Annotated in this window: 16 protein-coding genes; 9 read left to right on the forward strand and 7 right to left on the reverse strand. The window is 39.9% G+C overall.

Going from position 1 to position 14,222, the window contains the following annotated elements; genetic code table 11:
- Positions 1-438: 438 nt before the first annotated feature.
- The 3 genes from V6R21_RS27350 to V6R21_RS27360 are packed head-to-tail and all read left to right on the forward strand — an operon-like array spanning position 439 to position 2,205.
- Positions 439-714, forward strand: coding sequence for an ABC transporter permease family protein (locus V6R21_RS27350; protein WP_334247608.1), 276 nt, complete (start codon positions 439-441; stop codon positions 712-714).
- Positions 715-748: 34 nt separating this feature from the next.
- Positions 749-1,297, forward strand: a complete 549-nt coding sequence (locus V6R21_RS27355) for a KdsC family phosphatase (protein ID WP_334246698.1) — start codon at positions 749-751, stop codon at positions 1,295-1,297.
- Between the two features lie 14 nt (positions 1,298-1,311).
- A complete protein-coding gene (locus V6R21_RS27360; RefSeq protein ID WP_334246699.1) occupies positions 1,312-2,205 on the forward strand; it encodes an SDR family oxidoreductase in 894 nt (297 codons plus the stop codon).
- A gap of 38 nt (positions 2,206-2,243) precedes the next feature.
- On the opposite strand, the gene V6R21_RS27365 is transcribed toward V6R21_RS27360, so the two are convergent.
- Positions 2,244-2,759, reverse strand: a complete 516-nt coding sequence (locus V6R21_RS27365) for a cupin domain-containing protein (protein ID WP_334246700.1) — start codon at positions 2,757-2,759, stop codon at positions 2,244-2,246.
- A 507-nt stretch (positions 2,760-3,266) separates the two neighbouring features.
- Between V6R21_RS27365 and V6R21_RS27370 the strand changes: the two genes are divergently transcribed.
- From V6R21_RS27370 to V6R21_RS27395, 6 genes are all read left to right on the forward strand, one after another.
- The gene (locus V6R21_RS27370; RefSeq protein WP_334246701.1) at positions 3,267-3,686 is read left to right on the forward strand and encodes a phage holin family protein; all 420 of its coding nucleotides are present in this window, start codon (positions 3,267-3,269) and stop codon (positions 3,684-3,686) included.
- A gap of 65 nt (positions 3,687-3,751) precedes the next feature.
- On the forward strand, positions 3,752-4,210 hold the full coding sequence (locus V6R21_RS27375) for a hypothetical protein (protein ID WP_334246702.1): 459 nt from the start codon (positions 3,752-3,754) through the stop codon (positions 4,208-4,210).
- A 153-nt stretch (positions 4,211-4,363) separates the two neighbouring features.
- A complete protein-coding gene (locus V6R21_RS27380) occupies positions 4,364-4,600 on the forward strand; it encodes an acyl carrier protein (RefSeq protein WP_334246703.1) in 237 nt (78 codons plus the stop codon).
- 161 nt (positions 4,601-4,761) lie between these two features.
- Positions 4,762-6,018 (forward strand): beta-ketoacyl-ACP synthase II, encoded by a 1,257-nt coding sequence (fabF, locus tag V6R21_RS27385; protein ID WP_334246704.1) that lies wholly within the window; start codon positions 4,762-4,764, stop codon positions 6,016-6,018.
- A 289-nt stretch (positions 6,019-6,307) separates the two neighbouring features.
- Complete coding sequence (rnc, locus tag V6R21_RS27390; RefSeq protein ID WP_334246705.1) at positions 6,308-7,045, forward strand: ribonuclease III; 738 nt, start codon at positions 6,308-6,310, stop codon at positions 7,043-7,045.
- 129 nt (positions 7,046-7,174) lie between these two features.
- Positions 7,175-7,624: a sterol desaturase family protein gene (locus V6R21_RS27395; protein WP_334246706.1), complete on the forward strand. Its 450-nt coding sequence runs from the start codon at positions 7,175-7,177 to the stop codon at positions 7,622-7,624.
- 1 nt (position 7,625) lies between these two features.
- Here V6R21_RS27395 and V6R21_RS27400 read toward each other — a convergent pair whose 3' ends face one another.
- From V6R21_RS27400 to metK, 6 genes are all read right to left on the reverse strand, one after another.
- A complete protein-coding gene (locus tag V6R21_RS27400; RefSeq protein ID WP_334246707.1) occupies positions 7,626-8,120 on the reverse strand; it encodes a YkgJ family cysteine cluster protein in 495 nt (164 codons plus the stop codon).
- Between the two features lie 12 nt (positions 8,121-8,132).
- Positions 8,133-8,936: a hypothetical protein gene (locus tag V6R21_RS27405; protein ID WP_334246708.1), complete on the reverse strand. Its 804-nt coding sequence runs from the start codon at positions 8,934-8,936 to the stop codon at positions 8,133-8,135.
- Complete coding sequence (locus V6R21_RS27410; protein ID WP_334246709.1) at positions 8,884-9,690, reverse strand: UDP-2,3-diacylglucosamine diphosphatase; 807 nt, start codon at positions 9,688-9,690, stop codon at positions 8,884-8,886. Before V6R21_RS27410 ends, V6R21_RS27405 begins: the two co-directional genes overlap by 53 nt.
- A gap of 190 nt (positions 9,691-9,880) precedes the next feature.
- Entirely contained in the window at positions 9,881-10,231 is a 351-nt protein-coding gene (gene rplS / locus V6R21_RS27415; protein WP_334246710.1) for a 50S ribosomal protein L19, read from the reverse strand.
- 162 nt (positions 10,232-10,393) lie between these two features.
- A complete protein-coding gene (locus V6R21_RS27420; RefSeq protein WP_334246711.1) occupies positions 10,394-12,748 on the reverse strand; it encodes a patatin-like phospholipase family protein in 2,355 nt (784 codons plus the stop codon).
- 134 nt (positions 12,749-12,882) lie between these two features.
- Entirely contained in the window at positions 12,883-14,160 is a 1,278-nt protein-coding gene (gene metK / locus V6R21_RS27425) for a methionine adenosyltransferase (RefSeq protein ID WP_334246712.1), read from the reverse strand.
- Between the last annotated feature and the right edge of the window lie 62 nt (positions 14,161-14,222).

A 14,222-nucleotide genomic window follows, 5' to 3' on the forward strand; every position in this document is an offset into this window, starting at 1 on the left:
AAGGAGACCGCTTTACAATTCAGGATAGTTTTGGAGAACTAAGAACCTTCTCAATTGTAGGAGCTTTTTCGGCTTCTTCAGACTTACTCACCAAAGACCTGATTGTTCTTTCTCCTTCAGATGCCCGAACCATACTAGGGTTGGAAAGTAACCAATTTACTGATGTTGGATTGCGTATATACAACTCAGATGAAACAGATAATATAGGTAAGAAAATAGATAAACGCTTTGGAGGTATCAGAGTTGTCACCCGCTCACAGCTTCGCTCCACTTATGAGACACTCTTCAGTTGGCGAGGAGGTATTTTCATCTACGGCTCCATTATTTCTGTGCTTGCTTTTCTGATTTTAGCTTGGGACAGAGCTGCCGGACTAAACAGTGAAGAGAAAACTGGGAATACTAAAAGGCATTGGGTGGGAAATCTCAGATGTACTGTGGATGAAGTTCTGGGAAGGCTTTATTATCTCTATTACAGCTGCACTATTAGGAATACTGATTGCCTTTATTCATGTATACTTCCTACAAGCACCTTTACTGAAACCATTCCTAATTGGGTGGTCAGTAATGTACCCTGCCTACAATCTTGCTCCGGCTGTCGAGGCAGGTGATATTTTCACCATAATTTCCATAGCGGTACTTCCTTACCTGAGTGCGACTATTATTCCGGCTTGGAAAGGTGCTATTACAGATCCTGCAGAAGTAATGCAAGGATAATAACGGATTGACTATTATTGAAAACTATATAATCATGACTATATCAGAAAAAGCTAAGAAAATCAAAGCAGTTGTATTTGATATTGATGGTGTAATGACTGACGGCAGAATCATCTATGAGCATGATGCCAAAAGTATTGGAGAAGGACAACCAAGAGAAATAAAGAACTTTAATGTCAAGGATGGCTTTATTGCCGTTCAAATGGCTAAAATGGGCTATATCGTAGGTGCTATTACAGGGAGGGACTCAGCGGTAGTTCGTCACCGAAGCGAAGAACTTAAACTAACTTTTCACTATCATGGCTCCAAGCGTAAAACGGAACACTACGATAAAATAAAAGCAGATTACCAACTGAAAGACGAAGAAATCGCTTACATAGGCGATGACATTCCAGATCTTGGTGTACTGACAAAATGTGGACTGAGTGTTTGTCCTGCGGATGCTCGTGAATACATCAAGCAGCATGTTGATTACGTCACAACAGCCAAAGGAGGTAAAGGGGTGTTAAGAGAAGTTGGTGACCTCATTCTGGAAGTGCAAGGCAAACTGGATGAACTTATCAAACAGTATATAGAAGAATAAAGCCACCTAATAATATGCAAAAAGTACTGATTACTGGAGCTAATGGCTTGCTTGGGCAAAACCTTACCCGACTTCTTGTCGAGGATGGTAAGTATGAAGTGATTGCTACAGGCCGTGGGACAGACAGGCTCTGTGAAGATGGCTACACATATTATGAATTGGATATAACAGATAATGAAGCTGTATCCCATTTAATAGGTGAAATCAAGCCCGATTTTGTAGTTCATACAGCCGCAATGACACAAGTAGATGACTGTGAGCGTGAACCTGAGAAAGCCAACCTGATAAACATCGCAGGAACTTTTCATATCATAGATGCATGTCGTCTAGTAGATGCCTTCTTGCTGTATATTTCTACAGACTTTGTTTTCAATGGTGAAACCGGTCTACTGACTGAGGAAGAGAACGTATCACCTGTCAACTACTATGGGCAAACAAAACTTGCCGCTGAAAAACTTGTACAGGAAAGTAAACTCAAATGGGCTATTGCCCGAACTGTCTTGGTCTATGGTCAAGTCAAAGACATGAGCCGCTCCAACATTATACTTTGGGTAAAGAAAAACCTTGAAGCAGGCAAACCGATCAAAGTGGTCGATGATCAATGGAGAACTCCTACACTTGCTTTAGACCTTGCAAAAGGCTGTGAGCTAATCTTGGACAAAAAAGCTGAAGGCATCTTCCACATATCTGGGAAAGACTATCTCCGACCTTATGATATTGCGATCCGAACTGCTGAGTATTTCGGACTTGACAAATCCCTGATTTCTCCCACAAATGCAAGTCAGTTTGTAGAAGTTGGCAAACGACCTCTGAAAACTGGCTTTAACATCCGCAAAGCTCAAACACAGCTAGGGTACGAGCCACACTCATTCGAAGAAGGTATTCGTATTATGCAAGAAGGGTTTTAATTTACATGGTGAAGCTACTCAAGCTTCACCATATTATATCATCTCCTGCAAAGTTCCTTGATTAACTCCTTATGTTGTGGATAAGTACGTTCCAAGTCTTCACTGATTGCTAGCTCAAAATCATCAAAATGAAAACCTGGTGCTACCGTACACCCTACCAAGGCATAAACATCAGGACTCTCGCTCACAGGCCTTGCCGCAAACCACGAACCTCCTTCAACTACAGCAAAAAACGACTCTCCTTCTTCTACCTGCTGGCCTAACCTATGTTTTTTCAGCAATCCATTACTTTTTATTTCTATAACTTCCATTGAAGTGGTACCTGCATAAAAATGCCATCCCTCATCTGCTCCAATCCTATGAAAGGCTGAAAACTCTCCTCCTCTCAAAAGATAATAGATGGCTGTTGCAGCACTTCTATCCCCTCTGAACCGCTTAGGCAACACATAATGGTCAAGAATGAGTTTACTTCGGTATATTTCTTTATAGAAACCTCCCTCAGGATGTGACTTGAGTGCTAGCTTATCCACCCAATAATTGGCATCATATTGCATACTATCTGTTGTTTTGGTTTTTAGTTTTACTGCAAAAAATTTGTTTCAAATAATAATTTAAAAGTTAGTAAAAACCCAAACCATATATAAATACAAAAAGTCCAACCCTAGCAGGGTTGGACTTTCCAGCTTTAACAATTAAACCAAATAATCCTTAAAAAATTTTACCACTTATAAAATTTCCTTGTTGCCTTACAGTCTATTGCTATGAGACAACAGCACAATTATATATTCTTTAGTAATAAAATACAATTATTTCTGTGTATTATATACACTTTTATTGTTAATAAAAACATAATTAATTGATTATCAATGTGAATAAAATCTCATTTATAACTAAATAACTCACCCAAAAAACACTTAATACACCAACACTAAACCTTCAAATCGTCAACCACGAAAGTATATTATTCCTCATCTAAACTTGTATATACCTCTATAATGCAATAATTCGATGTAGGTTTTGTAAATTTGAGTAATGACAATTTGTAACGACCACAAAAACTTATGACTGAAGAGAATTCTGCTACCAACTCCACAAATGGCAGCGTAGAGCCGAAAGGCAGTCAAAATATCCTGAACCACGTCACCAAACTGATTGAAGCGTACTTGCAGATTTTTAGACTGGAGCTGCAAATGACACTTTCCGACGTTCTCACCATGATTGCTGTGGTAGTAATCATTGGCTTGTTTGCTACTATGGTAGCAATCTTTATCAGTATTGGTATGGCGTTTCTTTTCAACCACCTTTTTGATCTACCTACATTTGCTGGGTTCCTGTTTGTTGCACTGTTTTATACTATTCTTCTGCTGGTTATTTTCAAACTCAAGAAAAGGTTCCGAAACAGACTACTTGGTTTGATGGACGCTACCTTTGAAAGCATTTCAGATAATTTTGAGATGAAAGAACCTGAAGAGTATCTTTAAAATAAGAACCTTATATTCTCCCCTGCCCTGAAAGCGGGGGCTTTTACTTAGACCTTACATTTTATATGGATAAAAAAGACAAGCACGACCAATTACCTTCTATTAGAAGGAAAATGAGACTTGAGAAACAACAGCTAATGGCTGATACCAAAAAATATAAGGAGGCGATTTCCGGACAGGTTCAGACTTCCGTCTATGAGGTAAAAGAGACGAGTAAACATACACTAGTTATCGGTGCTATTCTTCTTGGTGCTTATGGACTATTTTACCTGCTATTGAACCGCAGCAAAACAAAGAAGATTGAATATGTTCCGATTAAGGCACTTGGAGAGCTTGACAATATTGAAGAGTTACACAGACATGACCCAGAGCACCAACTGGTACAAGTAAAACAGAACGTCAAAGTGAAGGAGTCTCCTATCATCACGATGATAAAAGCGAATATCGCACAGTTTTTGCTTGGTATCGCAAAAAATGAGCTGCAAAGGGCCTTAGAGCAAGTGCGAGACAAGCTATATAAATGAACAGGGAATGAACAGAATTCTCTAAAAATGAGGTTATTTATTATGCTTGCATAACAATACTGAAATAAAGTTCAACATTTCTTGAACAAATTTGATATTATTTAGTGAAATGCATTTATTTGCACCTCGGATAATCAACTAAACTGTAAGAAAATGTCTGAAATCGCAGAAAAAGTAACGGAGATAATCGTAGAGAAACTAGGTGTAGAAAAATCTGAAGTTACTCCTGAAGCAAGCTTCACAAACGATCTTGGAGCAGATTCACTGGATACAGTAGAACTGATCATGGAATTTGAAAAAGAATTCAACATCTCTATTCCAGATGACCAAGCAGAGAGCATTACTACTGTAGGTCAAGCAATCTCTTACCTGGAAGAGCACGCTAGCTAATTCTTGCTCTCCAAGATTTAGAAGAAACTTATAGACCTGGTAGGTATTGTTCTGTCTTTTTTAAAGACAAATGCCTGTCAGGTCTGTTTTTTTTATTGCGCATTGCACACAATCACATTAATTTACTATATCCATTACTGGACTGATTCCTACTACTAATTATGGAGCTGAAAAGAGTAGTTGTTACAGGACTTGGCGCGTTGACAGCAATTGGCAACAACCTGCAAGAATACTGGGAAAACCTTGAAAAAGGTACTAGTGGGGCAGCGCCTATCACGAAGTTCGACGCATCTAAATTCAAAACTCAGTTTGCTTGTGAAGTCAAAGGACTGAACATCGCAGACCACATCGACCGTAAGGAGGCTAGAAAAATGGACACTTTCACACAATACGCTATGATCGTAGGTGAGGAAGCTCTCCAAGATTCCGGTCTTGACCTTGACAAGATCAACCGTAACAGAGCTGGCGTTATTTGGGGTTCTGGTATTGGTGGCTTGCAAACTTTCCAAGATGAAGTAAAAAGCTATGCACAAGGAGATGGTACTCCACGCTTCAACCCGTTCTTCATCCCTAAGATGATTGCGGACCTTAGCGCAGGACACCTATCCATGAAATATGGCCTGAAAGGCCCTAACTACGTAACTGTTTCTGCATGTGCTTCGGCTACAAATGCCATCGTAGATGCATTTAACTATATCCGTATGGGCAAGGCAGATATCTTCCTGACAGGTGGTTCTGAAGCCCCTGTTACTGAAGCTGGTATTGGTGGTTTCAATGCATTGAAAGCACTTTCTACAAGAAATGATGATCCAGCTACTGCTTCAAGACCTTTTGACAAAGACCGTGACGGTTTTGTAATGGGTGAAGGTGGTGCTGCATTAATTCTTGAGGAATTGGAGCATGCCAAAGCCAGAGGTGCTAAAATTTATGCAGAAGTTGTAGGTGGCGGTATGACTGCTGACGCTTATCACCTGACTGCACCACATCCAGAAGGAGAAGGTAGCCAGCGTGTAATGGAACAGGCTTTAGAAGATGCAGGCATCACCCCTGAAGATATCCAGTACATCAACGTACATGGTACTTCTACACCACTAGGTGATATTGGAGAGGTAAATGCCATTAAGCGTGTATTCGGAGACTCTGCTTACAAGCTGAACATTAGCTCAACAAAATCTATGACTGGTCACCTATTGGGGGCTGCTGGTGCTGTTGAGGCTGTGGCATGTTTGCTTGCGATCAACAAAGGAGTTATCCCTCCAACCATCAACAACTTCACACCAGATCCTGAACTTGATCAAGAACTGAATTGCACTTTGAATAAGGCTCAATACAGAGACGACATCAAATACGTGATGAGTAACACATTCGGTTTTGGTGGACACAACGTTTGTATGGTTCTGAAAAAATATGAGGAATAGGTTTATTTATTCCTTCTGAAAAGTATAAAGTGAAGCACCTCTTCTTGAGTGTGTTTTGCTTTATACTTTTTTTTTATTGAACCTACTTTGTTACTTTTTGTTAACTTTGGTGCGCCAAAGTCGTTTTTTGGCGTGATTAAGCAGTTATACTTTACAGTGGTAAAACGATCCTTTTGATCGGATTTTTATTAGCTGCTTATTCTTTCCAAATCAAATGGAAGGGCTAATGCTTGAACCAAACCTGCATCATGCTTTTCTTTAAGCAAATGTAAACAATCATATACTAGCTTTGAAATTCTTATTACGTTGGTTTACAAGTTACTCTGAAAAGGAAAAACAGCTTTCTGAAGCCGTAAAAAGGATCATCGGAGTAAAGCCATACAATATCCGTCTGTACAATCTGGCCATGCAACACAGTTCTGTTGCTGCCGAGAATGAGAACATCAAGGGATTCAAAGAGTCAAATGAAAGGCTGGAATACTTGGGTGATGCCATCTTGGGGGCAATCGTGGCAGAGTACCTTTTTAAGAAGTACCCTTACAAAGAGGAAGGTTTTCTGACAGAAGTCCGTTCACGAATAGTGAATAGGGAGTCACTCAACAGGCTTGCTTTCAAAATCGGGTTGAATAATCTGGTAGAGTTCGAAGGGCGTAAACGTACTGGTCAAAGCCATAAATCTATTTATGGTGATGCAATGGAGGCTTTTATTGGAGCTATCTATTTGGACAGAGGTTTTCACTTTACTCGCCGATATGTGATCAACAACCTGCTTCAGCAGCATTATGACATTGATGAAGTGGTTGAGACAAATACCAACTTCAAAAGCTTGATTATAGAGTGGGCTCAGAAGAATGGACACTCTGTAGAGTTTACTATGTCAAAACCTGGTGGCCATAGGGTTGGCAAGCAATTCAAGGTCAACCTTGTAGTAGATGGAGAAGTAATGGCGACTGGAAGTGGCTACAGCAAAAAGAAAGCTGAGCAAGACGCTGCCCGCAAAACATGTGAACTACTGGATATATCCTAAGTAGGCAAACATTTATCTAACACATATGTTATTAATAGCCAAAGGCAAATATACCTTCGTTTAGTTTTTCTTACGAGTATTTACCTTTGGCTTTTTATTTTGATAAGCTAACATAACATCCAATTACTAATGGGCATTCTTCTGCGCATACTGATTATCGTTGCCACTTTTCTTTTTATGGAATTCGTAGCTTGGTTTACCCATAAATACATCATGCATGGTTTCCTATGGAGTTGGCACAAATCTCACCACACTTATCACAATGACACGTTTGAAAAGAACGACCTTTTTGGGTTTGTATTCAGCATCCCTGCCATCATCACTATTGTAGTTGGCTCAGAGATCGAATCATTGTGGTTTTTGATGTATATCGGATTTGGCATTACAGCCTATGGCATTTTCTATGTTGTGTTTCACGATATTATCGTACACAGAAGAGTCAAAACCAGCTTTAAGGCAAAGAGTAGTTACCTGCGTAGAATGATGCGAGCACATTATATTCACCATAAAGTACACACCAAAGAAGGCGCTGAAGCTTTCGGTTTCCTTTATGCTCCCAAGAAATACGAAGAACGATAACTTATTTAGTCATCTTCTCCTTCAATGTCTCCACTACATGGAATACGGCAGGACAAGTAAGGGTATTTTTATGATGTAAGGCAGGACGCTGTGTAAACCCTCTCATATGGGTTAATGGATAATCTCTACATCCTTTTGGTCTATGTTCATAGATCGAGCAATAGTTGTCGCTACCAAGGAAAGGGCAAGGCTGAGAATTCATTACATAATCACCTTCATGATCTACCTTCAAGTAGGTTTCAACCACTTCTGTGGTCTTCATTCTTAAAGCAGAAGCAATACGCTTTACATCAGTAGTGGTAACCACAGGACTAATCGTCTTACAGCAATTGGCACACGCCAAACAATCTATGCGCTCAAAGGCTTCTTCATCAGCCTCATTCACCCATTCATCAATTTGTTTGCTGTTACGTGACTTCTTAAGCCTTTTGAGGAAGTTCTGGTTCTCTTTTGACTTGGCTTTTGCCTGACTTTTCCACTTATCGATCAAATCCATTCTTTCTTCACTTTATTCAGAGTAGCGATAAAACCATAGCTGCTGCTCCTTAATCCCCATCAAATATCCACTATCCATCAGCACAGCTGATTCAAACTGCTGAGGCTGTATTTTCTTCGTTACCTTTCTTAAGTATAAATCTACCAACTTCAGTGAATCACCTACACTATAGTAAAGCTGGTTTTTCCAAAACCCAAACTGCTCTACCAAATCTTCAGTCAACAACATCTCGAAGGTTCCCATATTATCAAACACCATCACCCCTGCCTCACTATCGGCGATATAAAGACGGTTTTGATACTCTTGAATAAAAATAGGATTACTTATATTCACTGACTGTAAATTGGAGGTTAAAGGATTTTCAGAAACCACCCGTCCAAGTTGATATGAGACTTTCTTCAGACTTCTGTCAACCTGATCAAATACCCAAAGGTTGCCATCTGTAGAGGGCGAACAACAAGTCGCATAACCGATCCCCAGTTCATTCAGATCTATTGACTGCAATCGTGTCATCTGCCTGTTCAAAACTTCTACTTTCTGCAGCTCACTTGAAAACAATATAGTTCTAATTGTTTCCCACCCATAAACCGTCCATGTTGTTGTGAAATCAGATGAATACTTTTTCACTTCAGTTCCATCAGCCTTGAACATGTAAACCGTTCCGTTTTCTGATGAAACGAATATATGTCCATAACGGTCTACACTGGCTTGTTGACTCACCAATGCGACAGGTTGGGTTTTGAGAAGTTTAAAGTGCTGCGCATTAGCTGCTCCTACTGTCCATACTGTTGTTAGTACGGCTAACAGAAGGCTCATCTTCAAATGTAAGAAGGTTAAGGTTTTCTCCATCAAATTCGGCATAAGTATAATGTGAAAGCCATTCTCCCAAATTCACATACCTGCTACTTTCACCAACTTCAAGATCAAGGGGTAAATGTCTGTGACCAAAAACATAAAAGTCTCGGTGTTGTTCAGCTTCCTGCTCATTGCAATAAACCCAAAGCCACTCACCTTCTTTGCCGTAGAACCCTTCATCCACCTTCATATTCTTGGCCCTACTACTTTGAGACCAGAAGTTGGCAATACCGATTCCAATATTGGGATGAATAAAGCCAAAAAGCCATTGGCACACTTTATTGGCAAAGATGCGCTTCAGGATTTTGTAAAAGAAATCCCCAGGCCCCAAGCCGTCTCCATGTCCCAACATAAAAGACTTACCTGCAATCTTTACATCAATTGGCTTACGTACTACTTCTATTCCGAGCTCTTTAGTAAAGTAGTCAAAGATCCACATATCATGGTTACCCGTAAAAAAAGTAATTGGAATACCTGAATCTGTAATCTCAGCCAATTTTCCTTGAAAACGGATAAACCCTTTAGGAACGACTGTACTGTACTCGAACCAGAAGTCAAACATATCCCCCATCAGGTAGATATGTGCTGCATCTTTACGAACCTGCTCCAGCCAACGAACTATCTTGTCTTCTCGCTTCCTACTTTCAATATGGCTAGGTGTACCAAGGTGAAAGTCTGAAGCGAAATACACTTTCTTTCCTTCAGGAAGGTGCATCGCTTCTATAGGTTTAAAAATATTGAAAGCTGAAAAAAGGAGGCAATACTGCACACAGCCTTAAGGCTTCCTTCTCCAACAACACAAAAAGCCAACAAGCTTATTATTGAGCTTGTCGGCTTATAGGTATCTTCTCTAAAAGATCTTTCATTTCTTTTCAGAACAGTTCTCTCAGAGATGAGAGAAAAAACTAGCGCAACTCTTTTACCTTCGCAGCTTTACCTTGACGGCCTCTCAGGTAGAATAGTCTGTTTCTTCTTACTTTACCTCTTCTCAGCACTTCGATTTTGTCAATCGCAGGAGAGTTCAATGGGAAAATTCTTTCAACACCAACACTGTTAGAAATTTTTCTTACAGTGAAAGTTTCTGTAATACCAGAGTTTCTTCTTTGGATTACAGTACCTTGGAATTGCTGAATTCTTTCTTTCTCACCCTCTTTGATTCGTACGTGAACTACAATAGTATCACCAGCGCTGAAGTCAGGGTGCTTTGCTAGGTTTGTTGCAAAGTCCTTCTCGACTCTTTTAAGTAAATCGCTCATTTTATTGCTGCTTTTTTTATTCCAAAAATTCGGACTGCAAATATAGAAATATAAATCTAAATACTAAACTTATCTGCTTGAATAAATATCAGTTACATTTTTTTTTGATTCCATCCAGAAAAATATCTACCTCACAGTGCTGATTAATGGGGAATTATGTTATCAATTTTGGATCAGCTTAGGGTTATATAACAATAAGCCTGCGTTAATCAGAAAGCTCCAATTCGCATGGCTGTCATCATAATAATTTGCTGATACACTTAGTGGTCCAATCGGCGTATGATACACCACAGAGAAGCTTCCAATATCTTTTCTCTCCATCGCTGACTTATCCAACTCAAATGTAAAATCAGCCTGTGGAGTACGCTCCAACTCACTGATAAAACCTTTTTTCCATAATGAATGGTATTCGCCCCTTAGCTCCAAATTACCGACTACAGGGTACACCGCAATCAATCCGGCCCCTAGATAACTTCTCGCCCTCAAATCTTCCAACAACCAAGAATCACTATCTATTAATGGTTTATACAATGGCATATTTAAAGTTGTAGCTGTTAAGGTATGAAATGAAGGTGCATTGGATATTACCAGCTCATTGTATATTCCCCATCTAAACTTTTTGCCAAAATATTCTTCATATTCCCATTTCCCCATCCACCAATTCCGGGAAGCCTTCTCCAACTCTGTGCCTGTATTTACCTGCTTGAATCGCTCATTGCCATTAAAATACTGGAGGTTCATCATGTAGTGCCTTCCCTCTGAAGGAAAAAGCTTACGGTTAAGCAGACTGTAACCATAACTTCCTCCAATTGTCCATCCCTCATACTCCATTTTACCCTGAATCATGATAGGTACATTCACCCCATCCACAACTTCCACATACGTTCTGCTATATTCATCCCTATTGAAAAACACACCTGAGGTCAACTTCAATGTACGTCTTCTTTCAGGGTTAAAACCTAGTTCCAAACGAATCGTCCTATCAAGCCTTTTTACATTAACCCCTTCATTATTGTTAATAAAGAATTCAGATACCTGCCCGTAATCCCAATCATTATAAACGTACCCCAACTGCAAATAAAATGGGGTTGTCTCAGGAAAGAGCATCTTGGTTTGAAACAATACAGAACTGTAGAAAGATCCCGAATAAAAATTAGTGTAAAAGTTATGCAGGTGCTTGCCCAATAAACTCAGCTCCGCATTCAGAAAAGCTTGCCCAATACTTCTTGTAGCCAAATTACCTCCTAGCCCAAGTAGAAGTTTCTTTTCCGAAGACACATCTAGACCTACCTTATAGCTTTCTTTGCTATTATCATAATCAATATTGACCAGAACATCCCTAAAGAAATCATGCGTAATCAACATGTAGTAGCGGTCACGAATATCGTTTAAAGTTGCTTCTTTCTTACTTGATGGCTTAATCACTTTCCGAACGTAACGCTGCTGCTTACTGGTGAGGTTTCCACTAAACTCAATATCTGACACCTCCCTTTTATCAGGTGTATAAATATCTAACAACTTACTTTCACGAGGTGGGACAACTCTATTTCCTACTTTTTTTCTGACTTCTGTGATCTGGGCATTTGCCGCCAACTCACCCAACCTGATCAAAGTGTCAGGTAAGGAAAAATCTGCTGCTGAAAATTCATCCACTGCAACACCAATAAACACATCTTCTTCCCCCAACGCTTCAGGAGCCCTATTACTCATGATCAAGGGGCCTAATATATTAGCCCCTTCCACCAACTTATCAGCTCTATCAAACGGGTACTCTTCTATTAAGTCCTTTGCTCCCAGGTTTACCGCAATAATTATATCAGGGTTAAACTCTTCCTCCATGACATTGACAGGGAGGTTATTTAGCACTCCACCATCATAAAGGTATTTTCCATCTATCTTAACAGGTCGAAAAGCTAGAGGCACTGCCATCGATGCCCTAATTGATTCAGCCAGATTACCTTTCTTAAGCACAACAGGCGTTCTCGTAAAAACTTCAGATGCAACACACCTAAATGGTACTGTCAAGCTATCAAAGTTATAGCCTGCTTTCTTGATGGGTTTGTAGAGGTGTTCTGCTAAAGCAAAATTGAGTGCAGCATCGTTTACAAAAGTTGCATCTATTTTAGTTGTAAAACTTGTATCTACCTTCATATGGAAATTGAGAATATCAGCACCTAGGGTTCTCTTACCAAACAAGTACTCCTCTTTTGGTGTCAGCTTCCCTGAAGCCCATGTCTGAAACTCAGGTCTCCTGACCATACTATCAATTTCATGCACTGTATACCCTGCCGCATAAAAGCCTCCAATTACGGCTCCCATTGACACCCCTACTATGTAATCAACAGGTATCTGGTGTTCTTCTAATACCTTAAGTACACCAATATGTGCAAAGCCTTTAGCCCCACCTCCACTAAGTACCACTCCTACTGTTTTACGGTCTGATGCTTGTTGTGCTAAGGATGAGAAGGATAAAAGGAAAGAAAAAATGAATATAAAAACGGTTAGCTTTTGTCTCATTAAGTTGGTCTATGAAAGGTCAACAAGTAATCACTGTAACTTTACAAAAAAGTATGACTTACCTACAAAAAATAAGGTCCTAGACAAAGCTTGTCTAGGACCTTACGAATATAGTAAAATTTAGGTACTCGGAATTATAGACCGAACACTTCTTGCACCTGAGTTACATAATCCAATTTCTCCCAAGTGAAGAATTCAAGGTTTTTCGTTTCCTTGCTTCTCACTTCTACTCTCTTTGTATCGTCCTCTTCAATTGTCACATGGTGTAGTTCTACTTCTCCTTTGTAAGCATCACGTCCCATATGACCATATGCTGCTGTAGGAGAGAAGATAGGGTTTTTCAAACCTAAACGCTCTACAATCGCACGAGGTCTCATATCAAAGATTTCAGAAACTTTGTTCGAGATTTCTGCATCAGACATATCAATTTTAGCAGTACCGTATGTATTAATGTTAAGCGAAACAGGTTTTGCAACACCGATAGCATAAGACACTTGTACCAACACCTCATCTGCTAAGCCAGCAGCCACAAGGTTTTTGGCAATATGACGAGATGCATAAGCAGCAGAACGGTCCACTTTAGTAGCGTCCTTACCAGAGAAAGCTCCACCACCGTGAGCTCCTTTTCCACCGTAAGTATCTACAATGATCTTTCTACCTGTCAAACCAGCATCACCATGAGGGCCACCAATCACAAACTTACCAGTCGGGTTGATATGGTAAATTGTATTGTCATCCAGTAACTCTACAGGAATCACTTTCTTAATCACATGCTCGATAACATCTTTGCGGATGGTGCTAAGCATTGTTGCTTCATCTGCAAATGGATCATGCTGAGTTGATACAACAATCGTATGAACTCTCAATGGTTTGTGGTTGTCATCATATTCGATTGTAACCTGAGCCTTTGCATCAGGACGCAAGTATGACATGACCGCTGACCCTTCTTTTCTGATTCTAGCTAATTCCTTTACCAGTCTGTGCGAGTAAGCCAATGCCATTGGCATGTACTCACGCGTTTCGTTGGTAGCATAGCCGAACATCATTCCCTGATCTCCTGCTCCTTGCTCTTTATCTATTCCTTCTCCTTCGTTAACACCCTGTGCAATATCAGGAGATTGGCTATGTAATGCCACCTGTACACCACAAGAGTCTGCCGAGAACTGATAGTCATCTTCGTCATAACCGATTTTAGCAATTGTTTCCCTTACAATATCAGGGATTTCAACATATGCCTTTGTCGTAATTTCGCCAGCCACTACTACTAGTCCTGTTGTCACCATTGTCTCACAAGCTACCCTTGAATCCGGGTCCTGTTGTAGCATAGCATCAAGGATCGCATCTGAAATTTGATCCGCAATTTTATCTGGGTGTCCTTCTGACACAGACTCTGAAGTGAATAAGTATGACATATTGATATTCTGTATTTATAAATGATTCTATATATAATTATGGGCTATCATAGGGTTTCGCT

The organism is Limibacter armeniacum, from assembly GCF_036880985.1.
Taxonomy (GTDB): Bacteria; Bacteroidota; Bacteroidia; order Cytophagales; family Flammeovirgaceae; genus Limibacter; species Limibacter armeniacum.

What these genes read in the sequence shown, in the direction of transcription:
- V6R21_RS27350 (WP_334247608.1), top strand. Translation starts at nt 439, where the DNA reads ATGAAGTTCTGGGAAGGCTTTATTATCTCTATTACAGCTGCACTATTA.
- V6R21_RS27355 (WP_334246698.1), top strand. Translation starts at nt 749, where the DNA reads ATGACTATATCAGAAAAAGCTAAGAAAATCAAAGCAGTTGTATTTGAT.
- V6R21_RS27360 (WP_334246699.1), top strand. Translation starts at nt 1,312, where the DNA reads ATGCAAAAAGTACTGATTACTGGAGCTAATGGCTTGCTTGGGCAAAAC.
- V6R21_RS27365 (WP_334246700.1), bottom strand. Translation starts at nt 2,759, where the DNA reads ATGCAATATGATGCCAATTATTGGGTGGATAAGCTAGCACTCAAGTCA.
- V6R21_RS27370 (WP_334246701.1), top strand. Translation starts at nt 3,267, where the DNA reads ATGACTGAAGAGAATTCTGCTACCAACTCCACAAATGGCAGCGTAGAG.
- V6R21_RS27375 (WP_334246702.1), top strand. Translation starts at nt 3,752, where the DNA reads ATGGATAAAAAAGACAAGCACGACCAATTACCTTCTATTAGAAGGAAA.
- V6R21_RS27380 (WP_334246703.1), top strand. Translation starts at nt 4,364, where the DNA reads ATGTCTGAAATCGCAGAAAAAGTAACGGAGATAATCGTAGAGAAACTA.
- fabF (WP_334246704.1), top strand. Translation starts at nt 4,762, where the DNA reads ATGGAGCTGAAAAGAGTAGTTGTTACAGGACTTGGCGCGTTGACAGCA.
- V6R21_RS27395 (WP_334246706.1), top strand. Translation starts at nt 7,175, where the DNA reads ATGGGCATTCTTCTGCGCATACTGATTATCGTTGCCACTTTTCTTTTT.
- V6R21_RS27400 (WP_334246707.1), bottom strand. Translation starts at nt 8,120, where the DNA reads ATGGATTTGATCGATAAGTGGAAAAGTCAGGCAAAAGCCAAGTCAAAA.
- V6R21_RS27405 (WP_334246708.1), bottom strand. Translation starts at nt 8,936, where the DNA reads ATGAGCCTTCTGTTAGCCGTACTAACAACAGTATGGACAGTAGGAGCA.
- V6R21_RS27410 (WP_334246709.1), bottom strand. Translation starts at nt 9,690, where the DNA reads ATGCACCTTCCTGAAGGAAAGAAAGTGTATTTCGCTTCAGACTTTCAC.
- rplS (WP_334246710.1), bottom strand. Translation starts at nt 10,231, where the DNA reads ATGAGCGATTTACTTAAAAGAGTCGAGAAGGACTTTGCAACAAACCTA.
- V6R21_RS27420 (WP_334246711.1), bottom strand. Translation starts at nt 12,748, where the DNA reads ATGAGACAAAAGCTAACCGTTTTTATATTCATTTTTTCTTTCCTTTTA.
- metK (WP_334246712.1), bottom strand. Translation starts at nt 14,160, where the DNA reads ATGTCATACTTATTCACTTCAGAGTCTGTGTCAGAAGGACACCCAGAT.